Origin of the sequence: Bosea sp. F3-2 (genome assembly GCF_008253865.1) — a bacterium.
GTDB lineage: Bacteria > Pseudomonadota > Alphaproteobacteria > Rhizobiales > Beijerinckiaceae > Allobosea.
The window spans coordinates 1708422-1727960 of the sequence record NZ_CP042331.1 but is presented as its reverse complement, the minus strand read 5'-3'; the positions used below and the strand labels follow the sequence as shown (position 1 = coordinate 1727960).

Annotated in this window: 19 protein-coding genes and 1 pseudogene; 16 read left to right on the top strand and 4 right to left on the bottom strand. The window is 65.4% G+C overall.

The genetic code is table 11. The annotated features are described in order from the left end of the window. Nucleotides 1-31: 31 nt before the first annotated feature. The 3 genes from FQV39_RS08020 to FQV39_RS08010 form a co-directional block, all read right to left on the bottom strand. Nucleotides 32-1477, bottom strand: coding sequence for a phospholipase D-like domain-containing protein (locus FQV39_RS08020; protein WP_149129806.1), 1446 nt, complete (start codon nucleotides 1475-1477; stop codon nucleotides 32-34). Between the two features lie 453 nt (nucleotides 1478-1930). Further along, the gene (locus FQV39_RS08015) at nucleotides 1931-3505 is read right to left on the bottom strand and encodes a hypothetical protein (protein WP_149129805.1); all 1575 of its coding nucleotides are present in this window, start codon (nucleotides 3503-3505) and stop codon (nucleotides 1931-1933) included. Between the two features lie 211 nt (nucleotides 3506-3716). Next, nucleotides 3717-4106 (bottom strand): hypothetical protein, encoded by a 390-nt coding sequence (locus FQV39_RS08010; RefSeq protein WP_149129804.1) that lies wholly within the window; start codon nucleotides 4104-4106, stop codon nucleotides 3717-3719. A 200-nt stretch (nucleotides 4107-4306) separates the two neighbouring features. On the opposite strand from FQV39_RS08010, the pseudogene FQV39_RS34210 reads away from it, so the two are divergent. From FQV39_RS34210 to FQV39_RS07935, 14 genes and pseudogenes are all read left to right on the top strand, one after another. Further along, a pseudogene (locus FQV39_RS34210) lies at nucleotides 4307-4498 on the top strand (DUF3422 family protein); the annotation flags it as partial. Nucleotides 4499-4701: 203 nt separating this feature from the next. Further along, nucleotides 4702-5718: a threonine/serine dehydratase gene (locus FQV39_RS08000; RefSeq protein WP_149129803.1), complete on the top strand. Its 1017-nt coding sequence runs from the start codon at nucleotides 4702-4704 to the stop codon at nucleotides 5716-5718. A 40-nt stretch (nucleotides 5719-5758) separates the two neighbouring features. Next, nucleotides 5759-6826, top strand: coding sequence for a glutamate cyclase domain-containing protein (locus tag FQV39_RS07995; protein ID WP_149129802.1), 1068 nt, complete (start codon nucleotides 5759-5761; stop codon nucleotides 6824-6826). Continuing rightward, a complete protein-coding gene (locus tag FQV39_RS07990) occupies nucleotides 6827-7339 on the top strand; it encodes a RidA family protein (protein WP_149129801.1) in 513 nt (170 codons plus the stop codon). A gap of 91 nt (nucleotides 7340-7430) precedes the next feature. Then, nucleotides 7431-8333 (top strand): LysR family transcriptional regulator, encoded by a 903-nt coding sequence (locus FQV39_RS07985; protein ID WP_149129800.1) that lies wholly within the window; start codon nucleotides 7431-7433, stop codon nucleotides 8331-8333. Between the two features lie 300 nt (nucleotides 8334-8633). Next, on the top strand, nucleotides 8634-9464 hold the full coding sequence (locus FQV39_RS07975) for a putative hydro-lyase (RefSeq protein ID WP_149129798.1): 831 nt from the start codon (nucleotides 8634-8636) through the stop codon (nucleotides 9462-9464). A 60-nt stretch (nucleotides 9465-9524) separates the two neighbouring features. Then, a complete protein-coding gene (locus tag FQV39_RS07970; protein ID WP_149129797.1) occupies nucleotides 9525-10784 on the top strand; it encodes an ABC transporter substrate-binding protein in 1260 nt (419 codons plus the stop codon). 31 nt (nucleotides 10785-10815) lie between these two features. Then, nucleotides 10816-11694 (top strand): branched-chain amino acid ABC transporter permease, encoded by an 879-nt coding sequence (locus tag FQV39_RS07965; RefSeq protein ID WP_149129796.1) that lies wholly within the window; start codon nucleotides 10816-10818, stop codon nucleotides 11692-11694. 2 nt (nucleotides 11695-11696) lie between these two features. Beyond that, a complete protein-coding gene (locus FQV39_RS07960) occupies nucleotides 11697-12707 on the top strand; it encodes a branched-chain amino acid ABC transporter permease (RefSeq protein ID WP_149129795.1) in 1011 nt (336 codons plus the stop codon). Beyond that, on the top strand, nucleotides 12704-13438 hold the full coding sequence (locus FQV39_RS07955; RefSeq protein WP_149129794.1) for an ABC transporter ATP-binding protein: 735 nt from the start codon (nucleotides 12704-12706) through the stop codon (nucleotides 13436-13438). The genes FQV39_RS07960 and FQV39_RS07955 overlap by 4 nt, the downstream gene beginning before the upstream one ends. Further along, nucleotides 13428-14135, top strand: a complete 708-nt coding sequence (locus tag FQV39_RS07950; RefSeq protein WP_149129793.1) for an ABC transporter ATP-binding protein — start codon at nucleotides 13428-13430, stop codon at nucleotides 14133-14135. The genes FQV39_RS07955 and FQV39_RS07950 overlap by 11 nt, the downstream gene beginning before the upstream one ends. Nucleotides 14136-14197: 62 nt before the next feature. Beyond that, the gene (locus FQV39_RS07945; RefSeq protein ID WP_149129792.1) at nucleotides 14198-14956 is read left to right on the top strand and encodes a LamB/YcsF family protein; all 759 of its coding nucleotides are present in this window, start codon (nucleotides 14198-14200) and stop codon (nucleotides 14954-14956) included. Then, nucleotides 14953-15687 carry a 5-oxoprolinase subunit B family protein gene (locus FQV39_RS07940; protein ID WP_149129791.1) on the top strand — a complete coding sequence of 245 codons (735 nt, stop codon included), beginning with the start codon at nucleotides 14953-14955 and terminating at the stop codon, nucleotides 15685-15687. The genes FQV39_RS07945 and FQV39_RS07940 overlap by 4 nt, the downstream gene beginning before the upstream one ends. Beyond that, nucleotides 15684-16706 carry a 5-oxoprolinase subunit C family protein gene (locus FQV39_RS07935; RefSeq protein WP_149129790.1) on the top strand — a complete coding sequence of 341 codons (1023 nt, stop codon included), beginning with the start codon at nucleotides 15684-15686 and terminating at the stop codon, nucleotides 16704-16706. The genes FQV39_RS07940 and FQV39_RS07935 overlap by 4 nt, the downstream gene beginning before the upstream one ends. Nucleotides 16707-16749: 43 nt before the next feature. On the opposite strand, the gene FQV39_RS07930 is transcribed toward FQV39_RS07935, so the two are convergent. After that, nucleotides 16750-17649, bottom strand: coding sequence for a LysR family transcriptional regulator (locus FQV39_RS07930; RefSeq protein ID WP_149129789.1), 900 nt, complete (start codon nucleotides 17647-17649; stop codon nucleotides 16750-16752). A gap of 140 nt (nucleotides 17650-17789) precedes the next feature. On the opposite strand from FQV39_RS07930, the gene FQV39_RS07925 reads away from it, so the two are divergent. Together FQV39_RS07925 and cnbZ are read left to right on the top strand one after the other, a co-directional pair. Further along, complete coding sequence (locus FQV39_RS07925; RefSeq protein WP_149129788.1) at nucleotides 17790-18578, top strand: SDR family NAD(P)-dependent oxidoreductase; 789 nt, start codon at nucleotides 17790-17792, stop codon at nucleotides 18576-18578. A gap of 29 nt (nucleotides 18579-18607) precedes the next feature. After that, complete coding sequence (cnbZ, locus tag FQV39_RS07920; protein ID WP_149129787.1) at nucleotides 18608-19387, top strand: 2-amino-5-chloromuconate deaminase CnbZ; 780 nt, start codon at nucleotides 18608-18610, stop codon at nucleotides 19385-19387. Nucleotides 19388-19539 lie beyond the last annotated feature (152 nt).

Genomic DNA, 19539 nt, shown 5'->3' with positions numbered 1-19539 from the left:
TCCATGGCGTCAGAGATGTGGCCGTGCCGGCTCAAAGATAAGGCGAGCCGAGCCAGATCAACCTGTCCATCAGACGCAAGACATAAGGGCGTGCGCGCAGGCCGGCAAGCGTGACCGGCGTCGCCTGCGCCATCACCGCCTCGACGCGCTCGGCGATTCCGCCGGCGAAATCATGGTCGAGAACCTCGATATCGATCTCGAAATTCAGCCTGAGCGAGCGCGGATCGAGGTTTGAGGAGCCGACATAGGCCCAGCAGTCATCGACAATGAAGAGCTTGGAATGGTCGAACGGGCCGGTCGAGCGCCAGATTCGGCAGTAATTCTTGAGGATCTGGTCGAATTGCGCGGTCATTGCCCTGTCGACCAGCACCAGATTGTTGACGGAGGGGACGATGATGTCGATGTCGACGCCGCGCCGCGCCGCCGTGACGAGCGCGCTGATCAGTTCCTGATCCGGCAGGAAATAGGGCGACATGATCCTGACGGAGCGCCGCGCGACCGAAAGTGCGCCCATCAAGAGCTTGTGATTGGTCTCCAGATAGCTGTCGGGACCCGACGGCACGGCCCGCACGAGCGCAGCGAACTCGCTGGCGGCAGGCAAGGTGATGTCCCATGCCGGGCCTTCGAGCGCCTCGCCGGAGGCGAAGCGCCAGTCCTCCGCCGCGACCGTGAAAAGATCGGCGACGATCGGCCCGGTCAGGCGGAAATGCGTGTCATGGGCATAGGCGTCACCGGCGAATTCGCGGGTGAAGCCTTGGCGGATGTTCATGCCGCCCATGAAGGCCACCGTTCCGTCGACGACGATGATCTTTCGGTGCGTCCGCAGATTGGCGTAGGGCAGCCTGAGGCCCATGATGATGTTGCCGTTGAACACGTCGACCGCGACGCCGCCCTCGCGCAGATGGCCGGCGATGCTGGGCACCGAATAGCGGGCGCCGACCGCGTCGATCAGAACCCGCACCGCGACCCCGCGCCGATGCGCGGCGATCAATGCATCGGCGATGCGCAGGCCGATCGGGTCGCGGTCGAAGATGTAGCTTTCGAGGATGATGCTGCGCTCGGCCGCCGTGATGGCGGTAAGCATGGCGCTGTAGGCTTCGTCGCCGGTTCGCAGGGTCTCGATGCTGTTGCCGGTGGTCAGAGGGTGGCGGGCGACGCGATCGCCCAGCGTCTTGAGCGCGGCGAAGCGTTGCCCGAACCGTGCCCCGACCGCCTTGGCGCTGGCGTGGAAGCGCGTCGCAGGTCGGCCATGACCGGGCCGTTGCGCCAGGATCGTGGCGCGCCGGATCCGGTTCACGCCGGCGATGGCGTAGAGGAGGGGGCCGACGATTGGCGAAAGGATGATGACGCCGGTCCAGCCGATGGCGGCGCGCACTTCGTCCTTCGTCATCACCGCATGCGCACTGGCGATGGCCGCCATCACGATGGAGATGGCGGCGAGGATATGCGGCCAGTAGGCTTGGAGAATCCCCCACATGCCCGTGAAGCTAGCGCGTGGGCGGCCGGTTCGCCATGGCGCTGGTTTGGAAGGGCGTCCCGGCCGCCAGGGAGGCCGGAGCATGGGGGGAGCATCCCGTTCGGTGTCATCACCCGTCAGGGATGTGCGGAACGCATAGTTTGTCGGCAAGAGCTATTGTAAGTCATTGATATTGTTAGTGTCAAATTTTGACGTTGCAGGAGGTCTGTCGGCATTTGAGGCCATACTCTGTCGGCATTCTCAGTTCGAAAATGGGGCTCCAGACTGGCAAAACTGGTTTGAAACGGGGCGAGAATCGTCGCGCGGAAGCACAACGTAATCGGCCCCGAGCAAGGCGTTGCCCGGGGCCGATTACGGTTTCGCTAGCGGAAGAATTTTTAGATCTGCGATTGAGTCCGCCGCGATCCGAGCAGGCTATCGGCGTTGACCAAGATTAGGTCGAACGCCGCAAACTCATGGTCGGGGGCGGCGGTTGTCGCTCGGCGCCCGACGCATTCTAACCCGAGGGTTTACCCGAACCCCTTTTCCGGTTGCTGAGATCGCCGAATTCCTCTTGCGCTGAGCGGAAGGCTTGCCGCCTTTTGGCTGCGAGGTTCCGAGCCACGCCCTGGTACGCGGCGTCCGTGGGAGGATTTCGGGGCTACCGATGTGCTCCATGATAGACGGAAATACGCGCGCGACATGCTCGCGCTCGTACAGCCCGAGGGGCACGAGTCCGAGGTCCAGGGCATGGATCCCGGCCGCGTCCAGCGCTGGCTTGATGTGGCGGTAATTGATGGAGAGCAGCTTGCTGACATCGGGGAGGGAGACATATTTCTTTCGGAACCTGACGACTTCGTCGAAAGCGATGTACGGTGTCGCCGGGCGGTTGCCTGGCTGGGTGATCGGCAGCAATTCGACCACCCCCGCCCGGACGAGCCGATGAAACGCACCGCCGCCCACGCCCATGATATGGAAAGCCTGATGGAAGGTTAGAGCTCCGGGCGCAGGGCCGAGGGCCTTCTTGCGGACCTCGCTGGCATCGACGAGGAGTCCGTCGAAACCATGGACGCTTTCGAGGCGGCCCAGCCAGGACAGTTCCCCGGCCAGAATGAGGTTGATCACAACCTCGACGGTGCATGGGATATTCGCTGGCGAGAGCGCAATGGGAAGCGCGCCCTCAGGTGCTTCCGGCACGATCTCGGCGCGAGCAGACAGTCGTCCAAGGAACGCATCGACGTCCTCGCGCGCGAAACGCAGAATGCCGGGCCGATCGCCGTTGGGGGCCAGGATCGGCTTGATGAAGCCTTTTCTGACCAAGGTTTGCGCGGTCCTCGGCTTGCAGCCGGCATAAGGGGGGAGGTCTCGCACCAGCAGGGCTGATGCGAGCCTGCGGAATTCGTCACCGAAGTCGGCTGCCTTGAACGTCAGTTCGCCGTCAGTCTTATCCTGTTCCATCTCGGCTTCGGGCAGCCTGGCGAGCACTATGCGGCGAATGAATTTGCGAAAGATCCCGAATTCTTGGGCGGCCGACACGACGGAGTGAATCTCTCGGGCGGGAAGCGGCTTCCCAAACATCCTAGCATTCGGGTTGAAGGCGACTGTGTCCACGAAGTGACGCGTCAAGATCTCTCGAAAGGGATCGTAGATGGGGTCGCTGGCTTTGACGCTGCAAAGCCACAGGTGCAGCGAGCCGTAAGTCGGCACCTGGTGATCCCTCAGGAATGCTGCGATGGCGTCGGGGCCAGCGGATGCGATCTCAAATCCCTTGCCGCTGGCCTCCCACCACTGGTCATCGGTCAGCAGGTTGCGATTATGCTTGCCACCGAATGCGGCCGTTGCACCGATTGCGTTGCAGCTCGCGATCGCTGCTCGCACAGGGAAAGCATCGAGCCAGTTAGGTTCCTGGGACACTCCGTGCACGCGCGAGCGGACGTAGGTTTCAAAGCCCGAAGGAGCGCGCCGCGGCGATGGAACGATCAACGCGTTCCTCTGCGCGAGGACGCGCGCAGCGAAGTCCCATTTCAACAGCCGGTCGGCCTTTGGCAAGCTGACGATCGGTGCGTTGTGGACTTCGCAGGTGCGTAGGCACGAGATCCTCCACTCGCCGCGAAAGCAGATGCAGGCGCCTCTAGGGTCGGCCGCGTGATCGTCGAGGAGGCACTGGATGCATGCCCGCGAACCTTCAGCGTCACGGTCCTGGGTGTTGAAGGCGTGGCCGCGGAAATACGCGAAAGGGTGCTCGGCTCGGGCTAAAGCCTCATCGCAGTTTCCTTGCATTCCTGAGATCGACCGCGTGGCTTGCTGCCTCTGCTTCGGCCTGGGTTTTCCTGAGGACCAACGTGCAGTCGAGTGTCTCCCACCGGGGGACGATGAAGGGGTTCACGCTGTCGGCGCATCCGCTGCGAGCGCGGTAGGCGCGTGCGAAGTGCTGGATGGTCATCTCCTGAGCCCCAGCCGAAATCGCTTCGCCGATTGCCTCATGGGCCAACTGCAGCGTCGAGCCGAGTTCGTAGAGCCCGGCATGAATCAGGCGGGGCACGACATGGTTTTTGATGTCGGCTGCGAAGCTCAAGCCGGTCACCGATGCGATGTCCTGCAGCGCAGCGAACACCATCGCGATGTCGCCGGGCAGGCTCAGCGAGCGCAAGTGGATGAACTGGCTGCGCCTGCGGACCTCGGCGCGCTCGCAGCTATCGCCGTCAACACATCTTCCAGCGTGAAATCGCGCCTGGCGCGCCGAGCAGTGCCCTTCGCGCGACGAACGAGAGCCTCGACATCGGCGCCGGTCGCTCCGCGCGAAGCCAACGCCAGAGGGGTGAGGTCGATAGACGGAGGAAGCGCAGCCCCGATATCCAGCAAGCTGTCGAGGACCTCTCCGTCATCGCGATCACCTACTACACTATCGGGTTGGTCAAGGTTTGCTTGGAGGGTCTCATTGAATTCGGTCTTGATCCTCATCGCGCTAAACAACTGGTCATAGCAGCCATTCCGGCGGTGCTATGGGCGGTTTGGAAGGCGGTGCGCCACGTCCGAAAAAATAGTTGGTCAGGGTGGTCGTGCGCGGGCGTCTTCCAAGCCAGATTTTGCTTCAGGCCTCGCTCGCCGCTAGCGCTATTGGGCTCGTTGGGAAGGTGGGCCAAAAAATGCATAAGCAGGCCTTATCCAGCTCAATCGCGGTTGAGAATTTGACCGTATAGTCGTTTTGATTAGCGTTGCAGATCAAGTCGATGGGGATTTGATCTATGTCTTCGGAACGCAACCTTACAGAAATTGCGGCAAACAGCAGGTTTTCTATCAGTTACTCTGACGTTGCTTCAGCTTCAGGGCGCATTTCCAGGCACGCCATCAGGACACCGATTATCGTCAACGATGAGCTTGACCGGCTTTTGTCCGCCAGGGTTCTGCTGAAGGCCGAGACACTTCAAGTCACTGGATCCTTCAAGTTTCGCGGCGCCCTCAATCGCGTCTCGCGGATGACGGCCGACGAACGGAAGGGCGGCATCGTCGCCTGGTCGTCCGGAAACCACGCGCTGGCGATCTCCGCCGTCGCCGCACGCCACGGCATCAAGGCCACGATCCTGATGCCGTCGGACGCGCCGCGCGCCAAAATCGAAGGCGCCCAGCGCTTCGGCGGCATCGTGCGCCTCTACGACCGCGCCACCGAGGTGCGCGAGACGATCGGCGCCGAGATCGCGGCAGCCACCGGCGCCATCATCATCCCGCCATATGACGATCCCGACATCATGGCAGGGCAGGGCACGGTTGCTTTGGAGATCGCGGAGCAGGCGCGTGAGCGTGGCGTCGAACTCGATATGCTCGCCGTGAGCTGCAGCGGCGGTGGTCTTGCGGCCGGCTGCGCGGTGGCGGTGCAGGGCGCCTCGCCACAGACTCGCGTCTATTGCGTCGAACCGGAGGGCTTCGACGATACGGCGCGCTCGCTCGCCTCCGGTCGGCGCGAAGGCAACAAGGCGGAAGCCAAGAGCCTGTGCGACGCACTCCAGGTCGCGATGCCGGGCGAGCTGACCTTTCCCGTCAACCAGGCACTGCTCGCCGGCGCTTTGGTCGTAACGGATGCCGAGGTCAAGCAAGCCATGCGCGTCGCCTATGACCTGCTCAAGCTGGTGGTCGAGCCGGGTGGCGTCGCGCCGTTGGCTGCGGCGCTGGCCGGCAAGCTCGATGTGGCCGGCAATGCGGTCGCGCTCGTCCTCAGCGGCGGCAATGTCGATCACGACAAGTTCGCCGCCTGTATCGCCGGATGAAAGCGAATTCACAAACTTTCCGAGAAGGAGGCGCCGCGCGATGCTCTCGCAAGACAACCCGCTCTATGATCGCGTGGCCGCCACGATCGATCGCTTCATGACGATCGACCTGACCGGGGTCGGGCTAATCGACAAGATCCGCGAGGCCCTCGAACGGCGCCAGCCCGGCCCGATCTGCATGGGCGCAGCGGAGATCATCGTGCGCGCCGTCAAGGCGAAGGGCGGGCCGGTCCTGATCGCCACCGGCTTCCCGGAGGGAGGAGGCGTGCCGGAGACCGACGGGCCGGTCGGCGCGGCGCTCCTGGCGCGGGCGCTCTTCCTCGGTCTTGGCGTCGAGAGCGTCATCGTCGTCGACGAGGACTGGGAGGCGATGATGCGCCAGACCTGCCTCGGCGCCGGCCTCTCGCCCATGCCGTTCCCGAGCTCGGGCGTGATCGAGCCGATCGCGTTCCTGCGCCCGGTCTATATCCGCACGGTGCCGAAGGATGCCGAGGGCGCCCGTGCTGTCAGCGACGATCTGCTGGCGCGGACGCGGCCCAGCCTGCTGGTGGCGATCGAGCGGCCCGGCGCCAATGCCAAGGGGCTCTATCACGGCTTGGGAGGGCGCCCGCTCGACGGCATGGTCGGCGACCTCGACTATCTGTTCCGCACCGGCAAGGAGCTCGGCTTGCCCTTCATCGGCATTGGCGACGGTGGCAACGAGCTCGGTATGGGCGTCGTCGCCGAGGATCTGCCGCGGTTTTCGCCCAAGGCGGCGGATTGCGGCATTCCCGGCCGCGGCGGCGTCGCGGCTGCGACCGCCGCCAGCCATCTCGTCGTCGCCAATGTCTCGAATTGGGGCGCGACCGGCATCATCGCGGCGCTGGCCGCGCTGCTCGGCAACGAGGCCGTCTTCCACGAGCCCGAGCTGGAGGTGCGTTGCATCGAGCAATGCGTGTCGGGCGGTGGTGTCGACGGCATGTTCATGGCGCCGGAGCCGGCTGTCGACGGTATCTCGGCTCGCGAATGGGAGGGGCTCGTTCGCACGCTGCGCTCCTCGGTTCTCAGGGCGCTCGGCCATTCGGTCAACTGGAAGGGCGACCGTGGCGACTGGCGGCAGGTGAAATAGATGGCGTCCGTTCGGGATCGGGTCACGCCGTCGACCGGGCGGGTCGCCGGCCGGCTCGCGGCGCTCGGCCTCGGCGCGCTGCCGGCGCCGTGTTCGCCGCGCGGCAGCTATGTGCCCTTCGTCGTCACCGGCGGCAATCTCGTCTTCATCGCTGGGCAGGGGCCGCGCCGCGACGGGGAACTGCTCTTCGCCGGCAAGCTCGGCGCTGAGCGCAGCGTGTCGGAAGGCTATGAGGCCGCCAGGTTTTGCGCTCTCAACCTGCTCGCGCATCTGCAGGTCGCCTGCAGCGGTGATCTCGACCGGGTCAGGCGCGTTGTTCGTGTCGCGGGGCTTGTCGCCTATATGGCCGACTTCAGCGAGCATCCCAGGGTGGTCGACGGAGCCTCCGATCTGCTGCATGCCGTCTTCGAGGTGAAGGGGCGGCACGCCCGCATGGCCTCCGGTGCCGTCTCGCTGCCGTCGAACATGACGGTCGAGGTCGAGTCCTGCTTCGAGATCGATGGGACAGCATAGCGCCGCTGCGTCCGCAACTGGACCATGCTAGCGTTCGCGCGCAGCCGCCGCGCCGGCCGGCTGAGACGATCCGCGAAAAGGCCCGGCTAACATGACGGATTTCCGCAGCCTCGAGCTGTTTTACTGGGTCGCCGAACTCAACAGCTTCAGCCGCGCGGCAGAGCGGGCCAACACCACCCAGCCTTCCGTATCCCAGCGGATCGCGGCGCTTGAGGCGGAGCTCGGCGTCAAGCTGTTCGACCGCAACGCCCGCTCGATCAGCTTGACGTATCAGGGGCGCAAGCTTGTCCAGTACGCCGAGCGCTTCCTGCTGCTCCGCGCCGAGATGCTGGCCGAGGTCGGCTCGGCGGTCGCCATGAAGGGCGTCCTGCGGCTGGGCGTCTCGGAGACCATCGCTCAGACCTGGCTCAGCCGGTTCATGGAACGCGCCCACGCGGTCTATCCCAATATCGTCATCGACCTGACGGTCGACGTCTCGCCGGTGATGCGTGAGCTCCTGGCTCGTGGCGACCTCGATCTCGCCTTCTTGCTCGGGCCTGTCGACGACCTCACCACGGCGAGCTGCGATCTCTGCGCCTATCCGCTCGCCGTGATCGCCTCGCCCGATCTGGCCCTGGGCGAGGAGCCGCTGAGCATCGCCCGGATCCGCGATTTCCCGATCATCACCTATCCGAAAGCGACCGCACCCTATCCGCGGCTGCGCGAGGCGTTGAACGATCCGAGCCTGCCGCCGCCGCGCATCTTCGGCAATTCCTCGCTGACCACCATCGTCCAGATGACGCTGGACCGGATCGGGCTGAGCCTGATCCCGCCGATTGTCGTCCAGAAGGAGCTGAAAACGGGGCGGCTGCGCATCGTCGACACCGTGCTGCGGCTGCCGGACCTGGTCTTCATGGCCGCCTTCCCGCTCACGCTGAGCGGCAGCCTCGCCCGGCCCATGGCTGAGCTTGCCCAGGAGGTCGCGCGTGCCTACGATGCTGCTGCACCGGCCTGACCGGTCCGTCGCGTCCTCGGAGTGGACGCGGTCGGCTTGCAGTTTTCCTTAAAAACGAAAACAGGGAAACGCATTTCTGGTTTTAGGCCGGAGCCATCAGACTGCATCTGGCCTTCATTGGCTGCGTGTGGAATTTGCCTGCCCCTGGAGCCTACACCGCCAGGACATTCGTGCAGTTCCGGCTGCTCGGACTGCATAATGGAATCTTATTGTGATCCATCCTGATTCACGATTGGACGAGCCGGCGCGAGGGTGCGCCCATTGTGTCGTGACGAACGGCGCGGTGGAGGCTCCGGCACGATGAACCAGGCAAGCTCTCTCGCAGCATGGCATGGCGGGGATGCGGATGGCGCCGCGGCTTCGGCGCGTGCCATCCGGTTGGCCTGCCGCGACGGTTCGCTGGCGGGTGCCACCTCTGGGCTCGCGCCTGGCTTCGTGCAAGGCAATCTCGCGGTCTTGCCGGCCGATCTCGCCGCCGATTTCCTGCGTTTCTGCCAAGCCAATCCACGGCCATGTCCGATCATCGGCGTGTCCGATATAGGTAGCCCGAAGGTTCCGGGGCTCGGCGAGGATCTGGATATCCGCACGGACTTCCCCGGCTATCGCGTCTGGCGGAACGGCGAGCTCGTCGCCGAGACTGGTGATGTCGGTCGCTACTGGCGCGACGATCTCGTCTCCTTCGTGATCGGCTGCTCGCTCTCCTTCGAGGAGGCGCTGCTGCAGGAGGGCATCCCGCTGCGCCATGTCGAGCGCGGCATCCGGGTGCCGATGTTCCGCACCAATGTGCCCTGCACGCCGGCCGGGCCCTTCGAGGGGCCGCTGGTGGTCTCGATGCGGCCCCTGAAGGCGGCGCATGCGATCCGCGCCATCCAGATCACGTCGCGCTTTCCCGCGGTGCATGGCGCGCCGGTTCATATCGGCGATCCGGCGCTGATTGGCATCCGGGACGTCTCGCAGCCGGATTACGGTGATCCCGTCGAGGTGCTGCCGGACGAGATCCCGGTGTTCTGGGCCTGCGGGGTCACGCCGCAATCGATCATCGCGAATGTGAAGCCGCCATTCGCGATCACGCATGCGCCTGGCTGCATGCTGGTGACCGATCGCCGCAACACGGAGTTCGCCGTCATCTGACTGATTTCAACCTGCGGGCCGCAAAGAGCCTCGCAGTCATCAAGAGAAAGAGGGGTTACCATGGATCGTAGAGAACTGCTTCTGGCGGGGGCATCGACTGTTGCCGGCGCGGCTTTTGCCTATCCGCGCAATGCCGCTCTCGCCCAGGCTCCGAAGGAGGTCACGATCGGCGTCATCTATCCGATGTCCGGCGCCAGCGCTCAGGTCGGCATCGATGCCCGCCACGCCTTCGAGACGGCGCTCGACATCGTCAACAATGACCACGCGCTCGATCTGGTCGCCGCCAAGGGCGCCGGCCTGATTGGGCTCGGCGGCGCCAAGATCCGTCTCGTCTTCGCCGACCACCAGGCCGACCCGCAGAAGGGCAGGGCCGAAGCTGAACGCCTGATTACGCAGGAGAAGGTCTCGGCCATCATCGGGTGCTACCAGTCCTCGGTCTCGGCCACGATCAGCGCCGTGACGGAGCGCTATGGCGTGCCGTTCCTCTGCGCCGATTCCTCCTCGCCGAGCCTGCAGCGCCGGGGCATGAAGTTCTTCTTCCGCCCGGCCGCGCAGGACGAGATGTTCTCGGGCGCGATGTTCGACTTCTTCGATACGCAGAAGAAGAAAGGCAAGAAGATCGAGACGGTCGCCCTGTTCTTCGAAGACACGATCTTCGGCACCGATTCCTCGAACGTGCAGCGCAAGCTCGCCAATGAACGCGGTTACAAGATCGCCGCCGACATCAAGTACCGCACCAACTCGCCCTCGCTGACCGCCGAGGTGCAGCAGCTCAAATCGGCCGATGCCGACGTGCTGATGCCTTCGACCTACACCACCGACGCGATGCAGCTGGTGAAGACCATGGCCGAGCTCGGCTACAAGCCGAAGAATCTGGTGGCGCAGGCCAGCGGCTTCTCCGAACAGGTGACCTATGACGCGGTCGGCGACAAGCTGAAGGGCGCGATCACCCGCGCCAGCTTCTCGCTCGACCTTGCGGCCAAGCGCCCCTTCATCGCCAAGGTCAACGAGATGTTCAAGGCGCGCTCGAACCGCGACCTGAACGACAACACCTCGCGCCAGTTCATGGGCCTGCTCCTGCTCGCCGAGGCAATCAACCGGGCCGGTTCGGTCGATGGGCCCAAGGTGCGCGATGCGCTGGCTGCCACCGACATTCCGGGCACCAGCACGATCATGCCCTGGTCGCGGGTGAAGTATGGCGCCGACGGGCAGAACGCCGATGCGAGCCCCGTGCTGCTGCAATATGCCGGCGACAAGTTCGTGACGATCTTTCCGAGCGACGTGGCGATCGCGGATGCGATCTGGCCGATGAACGGCTGACCCCCCACACAGCACTGGAAGGACCTTTGCCATGACGACGCAAGCCCTGCTTCAGGTGCTTGCGAGCGGCCTGCTGATGGGGTTGATCTACGCCCTCATCGCGGTGGGCCTCTCGCTCATATTCGGCCTGATGGATGTTGTGAACTTCGCTCATGGCGAGTTCCTGATGACGGCGATGTACGTCGTCTTCGGTGCCTTCCTCCTTACCGCGATCGACCCGGTTCTGCTGGTGCCGATCGCAGCTGCCGCGCTCTTCGTGGTCGGTGCGGCAGTCTATCTCGGCGTGGTGCGCTTCGCCATGCGGGCCAAGGCCAATCAGGGCATGGTCCAGATCTTTGCTACCTTCGGGCTTGCGACGTTGATGCAGGGGGCCGCCCAGTACTTTCTCACGCCCGATTATCGCAGCATCGGCAACTCCTGGCTGGGCGGCAAGACGCTTGACCTTGCTGGCGTCTTTCTCCCCTGGCCGCAGATCTTCGGTGGGCTGGTCTCGATCGCGGCCTTCGGCGGGCTCTACCTGCTGATGTCGCGTACCGATTTCGGCAAGGCGCTGGAGGCGACGCGAGAGGACCAGGGCGCGGTCGCGCTGGTCGGCATCGACCGCAACCGCGTCTTCGCGCTCGGCTGGGGGCTCGGCGCCTCGCTCGTCGGCCTCGCCGGTGCCGTCCTGGCGATCTTCTACTACATTCACCCCCAGGTCGGAGCGACCTTCGGCCTGATCGCCTATGTGACGGTCGCGCTCGGCGGTTTCGGCAGCGTCTTCGGCGCGCTCGCCGCCGGCGTGATCGTCGGCCTGGTCGAGGCGCTCACTGCGGCGTTGCTGCCTCCGGCGATGAAGTCGATCGGCATCTACGCTCTCTATCTGGGTGTCGTCTTCATTCGGCCGAGCGGCCTGTTCGGAAGGCTCTGATCATGACGACGGACGCGCTCACTTCGCCATCCGCCGCCGGCTTGCTGCCGCGGCGCCGCAATCAGCTTCTCGTCGCGGCAGGCGTCTTCGCGGCGATTGCGCTGTCGCCCTTCGTGATCAGGGACGTCTATCTCCAGAACGTCCTGGTGCTGACCCTGCTCTATGCCGCGGTCTCGCAGAGCTGGAACATCCTCGGCGGCTATTGCGGTCAGATCTCGCTGGGCCATGCGCTCTATTTCGGCATCGGCGCCTATGCGACCTCGGTTCTGTTCGTGACGTACGGGGTCGTGCCTTGGGGCGGCATGATCGTCGGTGGCGTGCTCTCCGCTGTGATCGCGTTGCTGCTCGGCTATCCCTGCTTCCGCCTCAAGGGCCATTATTTCTCGATCGCGACGATTGTCATCGCCGAGATCGGCCTCCTGCTCGTGCACAACTGGGACTTCGTCGGCGGCGCGCTCGGCATCCAGTGGCCCTTCGGCTCCGATAGCTGGTGGACGCTGCAGTTCGCGCGCGACAAGGTACCCTACATCCACCTCGCGCTCGCTTTGCTGGCGGTCACCTGGTTCGTCACTTTCCTGATCGAGGATTCGCGCTGGGGCTATTGGTGGCGCGCGGTCAAGGACAATCCAGAGGCGGCGGAGAGCCTCGGCGTCGAGATCTTCCATTCGAAGATGGCGGCGGCGGCGGTCTCGGCCTTCTTCACCGCGGTCGGCGGCGCGTTCTATGCGAGCTTCCTCGCCTATATCGATCCCGAAAGCGTGATGAGCTTCCGCTTCTCGCTGCTCTTCGCGCTGCCGGCGGTGCTCGGCGGCATCGGCACCCTCTGGGGCCCCGTCGTCGGCGCCGCCATCCTGATCCCGCTGACCGAGATCACGCGCTCCTATCTCGGCGGGTCCGGCTCCGGCATCGATCTGATCATCTATGGCGGCCTGATCATGCTCGTCTCGCTGGCCAAGCCCGAGGGCATCCTCAGCCTGTTCCAGCGCAAGTCCAGGAAGGAGGTGCGCTCATGAGCACGGACACCCTCCTCACCGTCGCCAATGTGACGCGGCGCTTCGGCGGCCTCGTCGCCAATTCCGACGTGTCGATCACGGTCCGGCGAGGCGAGATCCTCGGGTTGATCGGCCCCAACGGCGCCGGCAAGTCGACGCTGTTCAACCTCATCGCCGGGGCGTTTCCGCCGAACGAGGGGCGCATCCTCTTCGAGGGCCAGGACATTACCAGGCTTTCGGCACCGGCGCGCTGCCGGCTCGGGATCGCCCGCACCTTCCAGGTGCCGCGCTCCTTCGACTCGATGAGCGTGCTCGACAACGTCATGGTCGGCGGCTTCGTGAAGACGGCGGGCAGCGCCGAGGCGCGGCGCATCGCCTACGAGACGCTGGCCTTTGCCGGGTTGGCGCAGCGCGCTCAGGCTTCGGCCGGCGAACTGACCCCGCCGGAGAAGCGCCGGCTCGAGGTCGCCCGTGCGCTGGCCACCAAACCGAAGCTCCTGCTGCTCGACGAGGTCATGACCGGGCTGACGCCGAGCGAGGCGCGGCTCGGCGTCGAGCTCGTCCGCAAGGTCCGCGATCAGGGCGTCACCGTCGTCATGGTCGAGCACGTCATGGAGATCGTCATGCCGCTGGTCGACCGCGCGGTGGTGCTCAATCTCGGCAAGGTGCTCGCTGAGGGCAAGCCGCAGGATGTGGTCCGCGACGACGCCGTCATCACCGCCTATCTGGGGGAGAGACACCGTGCTGCTTGAAGTTTCCGCCCTGACCACGGCCTATGACGGGTTGATCGCCATCTCCGACATCTCGGTCTCGGTCGCCGAGGGCGAGATCGTCGTCGTCGCCGGTGCCAACGGAGCCGGCAAGTCGACCCTGCTGAAATCGGTCTCCGGCATGGAGAAGCCGCGCTCAGGCGAAGTCCGCTTCGACGGCGAGACGATCAGCGGCCTGCCCGGTCACGAGATCACCCGGCGTGGCGTCGCCTATGTCCCGGAGAACCGGCGGCTGTTTCCGCGCCTCTCGGTCGCCGACAATCTCAGGCTCGGCAGCTACCTCCACCGGGCCAAGGCCGATCGCGAGCAGCCGCTGGAGCAGGTGTTCACGCTGTTTCCCCGCTTGAAGGAACGCCTGCCGCAACGCGCCGCGACCTTGTCCGGCGGCGAGCAGCAGATGCTCGCCATCGGCCGCGCCCTGATGACGCGGCCGCGAATCCTGATGCTGGACGAGCCGTCGCAGGGCATCATGCCGAAGCTGGTCGACGAGATCTTCGAGGCGGTGCTGGCGATCCGCAAGGTTGGCGTCACCGTGCTCCTGGTCGAACAGCGTCTGGTCGAGAGCCTCGAGATCGCCGACCGCGCCTATGTGTTGCAGACCGGGCGGGTGAGCCTCTCCGGCACGGCGGCCGAGGTGCGCGACAATCCCGATATCCGCCAGGCTTATCTCGGTATTTGATGGGAGCGGCTCCGCCGGCCGGCGGCGCCGCGCTCCGCTCCATCGGCCTGGGAGGATCTCAGATGGTGTCCGTCGATCTCAATTCCGATCTCGGCGAAGGCTTCGGTGCCTATAGCTGCGGCGACGACGAGGCCATGCTCGCCATCGTTACCTCGGCGAACGTCGCCTGCGGGCTGCATGCCGGCGACCCCGAGATCATGGCGAAGGCCTTTGCGACGGCGCGCGAGCGCGGCGTCGCGATCGGCGCCCATCCGGGCTTTCCCGACCTCTGGGGCTTCGGGCGCCGCCGCATCCCGTTCTCGACGGGCGAGATCGAGCGTCTGGTCGCCTATCAGATCGGCGCCGCGGCTGCGCTGGCGGCTTATGCCGGTCACCGCATCACCTATGTGAAATCTCATGGCGCGCTCGGCAACCTCGCGGCCGAGGACCGGGCGGTCGCCGACGCGGTCGCACGCGCCGTCAAGGCTGTCGACCCTGGTCTGGCGCTGCTGGCGATCGCGCTATCCGAGCAGGTGACTGCCGGCGAGGCGGCCGGGCTTTCCGTCCATCAGGAGATCTTCGCCGATCGCGGCTATACCGAGGAAGGGCAGTTGATTGCGCGCGGCAAGCCTGGCGCCATGATCTCCGATCCAGAGGATGCCGCTGGCCGTGTCGTCGAGATGGTGACCGAAGGAATCGTTATCACGGCCTCCGGCAAGCGCCTGCCGACGAAGGTTCATTCGATCTGCGTGCATGGCGATTCGAGCCATGCCGTCGCGATGGCTCGGCATGTGCGCAAGGCGCTGGAGCAGGCGGGAGTTCGCCTCGCAGCCTTCGCATGAGCCCTGAGCCGTCCCCGCGGCCGCGTTTCCTCGATGCCGGCGAAGCGGCGCTGGTCGTCGAGTTCGGCACCAGCGTCGACCCTGCGATCAACGACCGTGTGCTCGCCCTCGACGCCGCGCTGGCCTCGGCTGCCCCCGCAGGCGTCCGCGAGTTGGTTCCGACCTATCGCTCGCTGATGATCCATTACGATCCGCTGCGGCTCAGCCGTGATGCGCTCGTCGCGCTCGTGGAGGAGCGGCTGGCCGCGCCGATGGTGCAGACCCGCGCCGCCTCGTTCTGGACGCTTCCCTGCTGCTATGACGAGCCGCATGGCGAGGACCTCGCCGAACTGGCTGCGCTCATGGGTTTGCCGGCCGAGAGGGCCGCCGCGATCCATGCCGGCGCGACCTATCGCGCTTACATGTACGGCTTCGCGCCCGGCTTCACCTATCTCGGCGGCTTGCCCGAAGAGATCGCGATCTCGCGCCGGACGAAGCCGCGCCCGCCGCACAACACCAAGGTGGTGCTGGTGGGCGGCGGGCTGAGCGCGATCGCGACCTTCTCGATGCCGACCGGCTGGTATGTCGTCGGGCGCACGCCGGAGCGGCTCTATGCGCCGGAGCGGCCGAGCGCCTTCCTGATGGAGCCGGGCGACAGCCTGCGCTTCGAGCCGGTCGACTGCGCCACCTTCGCCATGCTCGACAAGCGCGCCGAGGCCGGCGAGGTCGTCGCCCGGAGACAGCCTGCATGACTGCGCTCAGCGTGCTCGCGGCCGGGCCGGGCTCCACCATCCAGGATGGCGGCCGCCATGGCTTTCTGCGCTATGGCGTCACCGGCGCCGGCCCGATGGACCCTTTCGCTCATGCGCTCGCGAACCGTGCCCTCGGCAATCCTGCCGGCGCAGCCGCGATCGAGGTTTCGCTCGGCGGCCTTGAGGTCACGGCGGAAGGTGGCCCCGTCGCGGTCGCGCTCGCTGGCGGCGCCTTCGCGGTGACGCTGGATGGTCAGGCGCTGCCGCCGGCCGTCGTCGCCATGGTCGAGCCGGGCGCCAAGCTGAAGCTGCGCGCCGGCCAGGCCGGGGCCTGGTGCTATCTCGCCGTACCCGGCGGCTTCGACGTGCCGCAGGTCCTCGGTTCAGCCGCGACCCACACCCGCACCGGCATCGGCGGCATCGCGGGGCGGGGGCTCATGGCCGGCGACCGCCTGGCCATCGCGGGAATGTCCCCCGCCGAGGTCGAGACGGGTGAGATCGTCGCTCCGTTGCTGGAGCGGCCGGCCGAGACGATCCGGGTCATCCTCGGTCCCCAGGACGATTATTTCGCGCCTGACCAGATCGCCGCCTTCCTCGCCGGCCCCTGGACCATATCGGCCCGCGGCGACCGCATGGCCTGCTTCCTGGAAGGACCGAAGCTCACCCATGTCCGCGGCTACAATATCGCTTCGGACGGTATCGCCATGGGGGCGATCCAGGTCCCAGGCGAGGGGCAGCCGATCGTGCTGATGGCGGACCGGCAGTCGACCGGAGGTTATCCGAAGGTTGCCACCGTCATCGGCCCGGACCTCGGGCGCCTCGCCCAGGCGCGACCCGGGAGCACGGTCTCGTTTAGGGCCGTGACCCATGCCGAGGCGGTGGCGGCGCGGGCCGCGGAACACGCCTTTCTCTCGGCTGCGATCCCGGTCGAACCGCTGATCCGCCGGCATTTCCCCTCGGAATTCCTGCTCGGCCTCAACCTGATCGATGGCTGGGTCGATGCCCGGCAACCGGCCTGACAGGGTGAGAATTGCAGCAGCGGGTGAGCGACTAGTGCCGCGTCTATTCTGAAGCATTTCGCATTAGGGAATGCTTCAAACGAGTAGTATCGACTGCCTCGGCTACGAAGGCGCGAATGAGCGGCAACCGCTTCGAGCTCCTCGACCAGACTATGCCGATATCGCGTGTCGGCGCCCCGATCGCCCTTATTCGGCGTACATTCGATCCTTCTGGCCAGGGGGGCAGCCAATCCGGGACGAGTGAGACACCGAGACCGCGGCTGACGAGAATCGTGATCGCTTCAAGTGAGTCGAGCTCATACCGCTCCTGAGGCCTAATTTTCAGCTTCCGCAGATAGAGGTCGACAATGCGGCCTCCCCAATGGTTGCGATCGTAGCGAATGAATGGTTCCCGCTTGAGGAGTACGCGCGGGTTTGTCTCGGCGACGGCTGGCGGCGTGATGACGAGGAGTTCTTCCTGGCGCAACAGGACCCAGTCGAAGGCTTTGGGCAAAGCAAAATGGGGCTGGACAATGATCGCTGCGTCGAGCTTACCCACAGTGATCTGGGAATAGAGATCGCCCGACATGCCCGGTAGGATGTAAAGTTCTATCCCCGGTCGGTTCTGCCGCAATTGCACGAGTAGGTCGGGCAGCAGCCCTGTCAGGGCCGAATGGATGACGCCGATGCGCAGCAAGCCGGTTTCGAGATCGGCTGCCGCTGCCGCCTTGATATCGTCCGCGACGGTAAGCATGCGCTCGACGTCCTGGAGAATGGCGGCGCCCGCCGGTGTCACCTGCATTGCGTGGCCGGCACGCTGGACGAGCGTTTGTCCGATCTCGTCCTCCAGCGCCTTGATGCGCTGGACGACCGCCGACGGCGTGATGTTGAGCCGCCGGGCCGCCTCGGACAGCGAGCCGGTTTGCACGACGCTCAGGAAGGTCTGGAGAAAGCGTGTCTCCATTTTCAGTTTCTCTGAATTTCGAATGCGGGAAAACGCATATTCCGGTGATCGGTGACCTCGTCAATAACTGTCGGCTGCACCGCTGAAACAAAACCCCGTGCGGCGGGTCGCGGCCTTCCTTGAACAAGGACATGCGCAGCATGAGCGTCTTTGAGCGCGCCTTCGATCCGGAGCAGAACACAGCGCTGGCCACCGGCGCCGGTAACGGCATTGGTCGTGCAATCGCCCAGGCTCTGGTCGCGGAAGGCGTTCGGACCATGTTCGCCGACCTGAGCGAGGAGAGGGTTGCCGCTGCCATTGCCGCCTCGCCGAGGCCGGAACTCGCCGTGCCGTGGGTCGGCGACCTCGCCAGTCGCACGGGTTGCGACGCATTGCTGGCTCATGCCTTCGCCGCCCTCGGCACCATCAGCCATTTCGTCCACAGTGCAGCTCCTCCGCGGCTTGAGACAGACCACGTCTTGTCCGTGTCGGACGAGACCTGGGAGCGCATGCGCGCTGTGAATGTTGACGCCGGCTTCCATCTGGCGCGCGAGATCGCTCGCTCGCTGATCGCGGAGCGCAAGCCGGGCTCGTTCCTGATCCTGACCTCGCTGCATGTGGCGACGCCGCGCAACCTGCCTCATTACAGCACCTCGAAGGCAGCGCTGGCCATACTCGTCAAAGAGCTTGCCAAGACGCTGGGGCGCTTCGGCATCAGGGTGAACGCGCTGGTGTCGGGCGCGATCGCCGCCGGTGGATTCGTGGCCGACCCCTCGCTGACGCGGCATATTCCACTCGGGCGGCTCGGACGCAGCGAGGATCTCGCGCCGATGGCGCTCGCGGTCCTGTCGAACCGCCTGTCTGCCTATGTCACCGGCTCGGCCTTCGTCGTCGATGGCGGCCTGTCGCTGACCAACTGGTTCGACCCGCCGGCACTCAACGAGTTCTAAGCCGCCAAGGCATCATCACGGAGGTCGCCATGACCGACACGCCACAGATCACCACCCGTTCCGACGGGCTGCTCGCCAACAACGCCGGCAACTACGCCATTCTGCCGAGCGGCGCGGCCTATTGCTCCGGCATCGTTCCCGATGAGGGATACGAGGTTGTGCGCGCCGAGCGTCAGAACTGGGTTCCGCTCGACGAGGCCTATGAATTCATCGAAAGCTATCTGAAGAGCATCGGCCGGCCGGTCCAGGCCTTCTGTGGGATCGAGCTCCGCGTGCCGGAACCGCTGAGCCTCGACAACTGGTCGAGCTTCAACGTGCCATACCTCGCGAAGCTGCGCGAATGGGGCCTGCTCTTCGGCGACTATAGCTGCGTCTGCCGTTCGAACATCGCACTCGACCTTCATCCGCCGGCGGCGACAGCGATGTGCGCCTTCAGCTACACAGTGCCCGCGACCGCGAAGACGACCACCTTCCTCTTGTCCGGCCAGGCCGATATCGGGGCGGACGGCAAGATCATCGCCGAGGGCGATACAAGCCAAGCTGCGATGCAGCGGCGCACCCGCTTCACCATCGACACGGTCGGCGCGACGCTGGCAAAGCTCGGGCACTCGTGGAGCGAGACGACGCGCATCGCGCTCTTCCATGCGCACGAGATTCCGGAGCTGTGGGGCCCGGGCTTGCTCGGCTCAATAGGGGAGCCGATCCGCCGCGGCGTGCTGGTTTACCGCGCCCGTCCGCCGATCGCGGGCGGCGAGGTCGAGCTCGAGGCGCGCGCCATCCGGCAGGAATTCAGCGTACCTGGTCGGTAGGACGGAGCGGCGGTCTGCGCTGCATGGTCGCTGATAGTTTTTCTGTCTTTCGAAAACGATGAAACGCGTATTCCCTTTCTTTCATATGGGCGCATGCTTCCAGGGAGAAAGATGAGGGGCGCGGGAGGCCGATCTACTTGACGGCCGGGCCC

Excerpts from the sequence above, each read along its gene's own strand:
- FQV39_RS08020 (WP_149129806.1), bottom strand. The coding sequence starts at position 1,477 with ATGTGGGGGATTCTCCAAGCCTACTGGCCGCATATCCTCGCCGCCATC.
- FQV39_RS08000 (WP_149129803.1), top strand. The coding sequence starts at position 4,702 with ATGTCTTCGGAACGCAACCTTACAGAAATTGCGGCAAACAGCAGGTTT.
- FQV39_RS07995 (WP_149129802.1), top strand. The coding sequence starts at position 5,759 with ATGCTCTCGCAAGACAACCCGCTCTATGATCGCGTGGCCGCCACGATC.
- FQV39_RS07990 (WP_149129801.1), top strand. The coding sequence starts at position 6,827 with ATGGCGTCCGTTCGGGATCGGGTCACGCCGTCGACCGGGCGGGTCGCC.
- FQV39_RS07985 (WP_149129800.1), top strand. The coding sequence starts at position 7,431 with ATGACGGATTTCCGCAGCCTCGAGCTGTTTTACTGGGTCGCCGAACTC.
- FQV39_RS07975 (WP_149129798.1), top strand. The coding sequence starts at position 8,634 with ATGAACCAGGCAAGCTCTCTCGCAGCATGGCATGGCGGGGATGCGGAT.
- FQV39_RS07970 (WP_149129797.1), top strand. The coding sequence starts at position 9,525 with ATGGATCGTAGAGAACTGCTTCTGGCGGGGGCATCGACTGTTGCCGGC.
- FQV39_RS07965 (WP_149129796.1), top strand. The coding sequence starts at position 10,816 with ATGACGACGCAAGCCCTGCTTCAGGTGCTTGCGAGCGGCCTGCTGATG.
- FQV39_RS07960 (WP_149129795.1), top strand. The coding sequence starts at position 11,697 with ATGACGACGGACGCGCTCACTTCGCCATCCGCCGCCGGCTTGCTGCCG.
- FQV39_RS07955 (WP_149129794.1), top strand. The coding sequence starts at position 12,704 with ATGAGCACGGACACCCTCCTCACCGTCGCCAATGTGACGCGGCGCTTC.
- FQV39_RS07945 (WP_149129792.1), top strand. The coding sequence starts at position 14,198 with ATGGTGTCCGTCGATCTCAATTCCGATCTCGGCGAAGGCTTCGGTGCC.
- FQV39_RS07940 (WP_149129791.1), top strand. The coding sequence starts at position 14,953 with ATGAGCCCTGAGCCGTCCCCGCGGCCGCGTTTCCTCGATGCCGGCGAA.
- FQV39_RS07935 (WP_149129790.1), top strand. The coding sequence starts at position 15,684 with ATGACTGCGCTCAGCGTGCTCGCGGCCGGGCCGGGCTCCACCATCCAG.
- FQV39_RS07930 (WP_149129789.1), bottom strand. The coding sequence starts at position 17,649 with ATGGAGACACGCTTTCTCCAGACCTTCCTGAGCGTCGTGCAAACCGGC.
- FQV39_RS07925 (WP_149129788.1), top strand. The coding sequence starts at position 17,790 with ATGAGCGTCTTTGAGCGCGCCTTCGATCCGGAGCAGAACACAGCGCTG.
- cnbZ (WP_149129787.1), top strand. The coding sequence starts at position 18,608 with ATGACCGACACGCCACAGATCACCACCCGTTCCGACGGGCTGCTCGCC.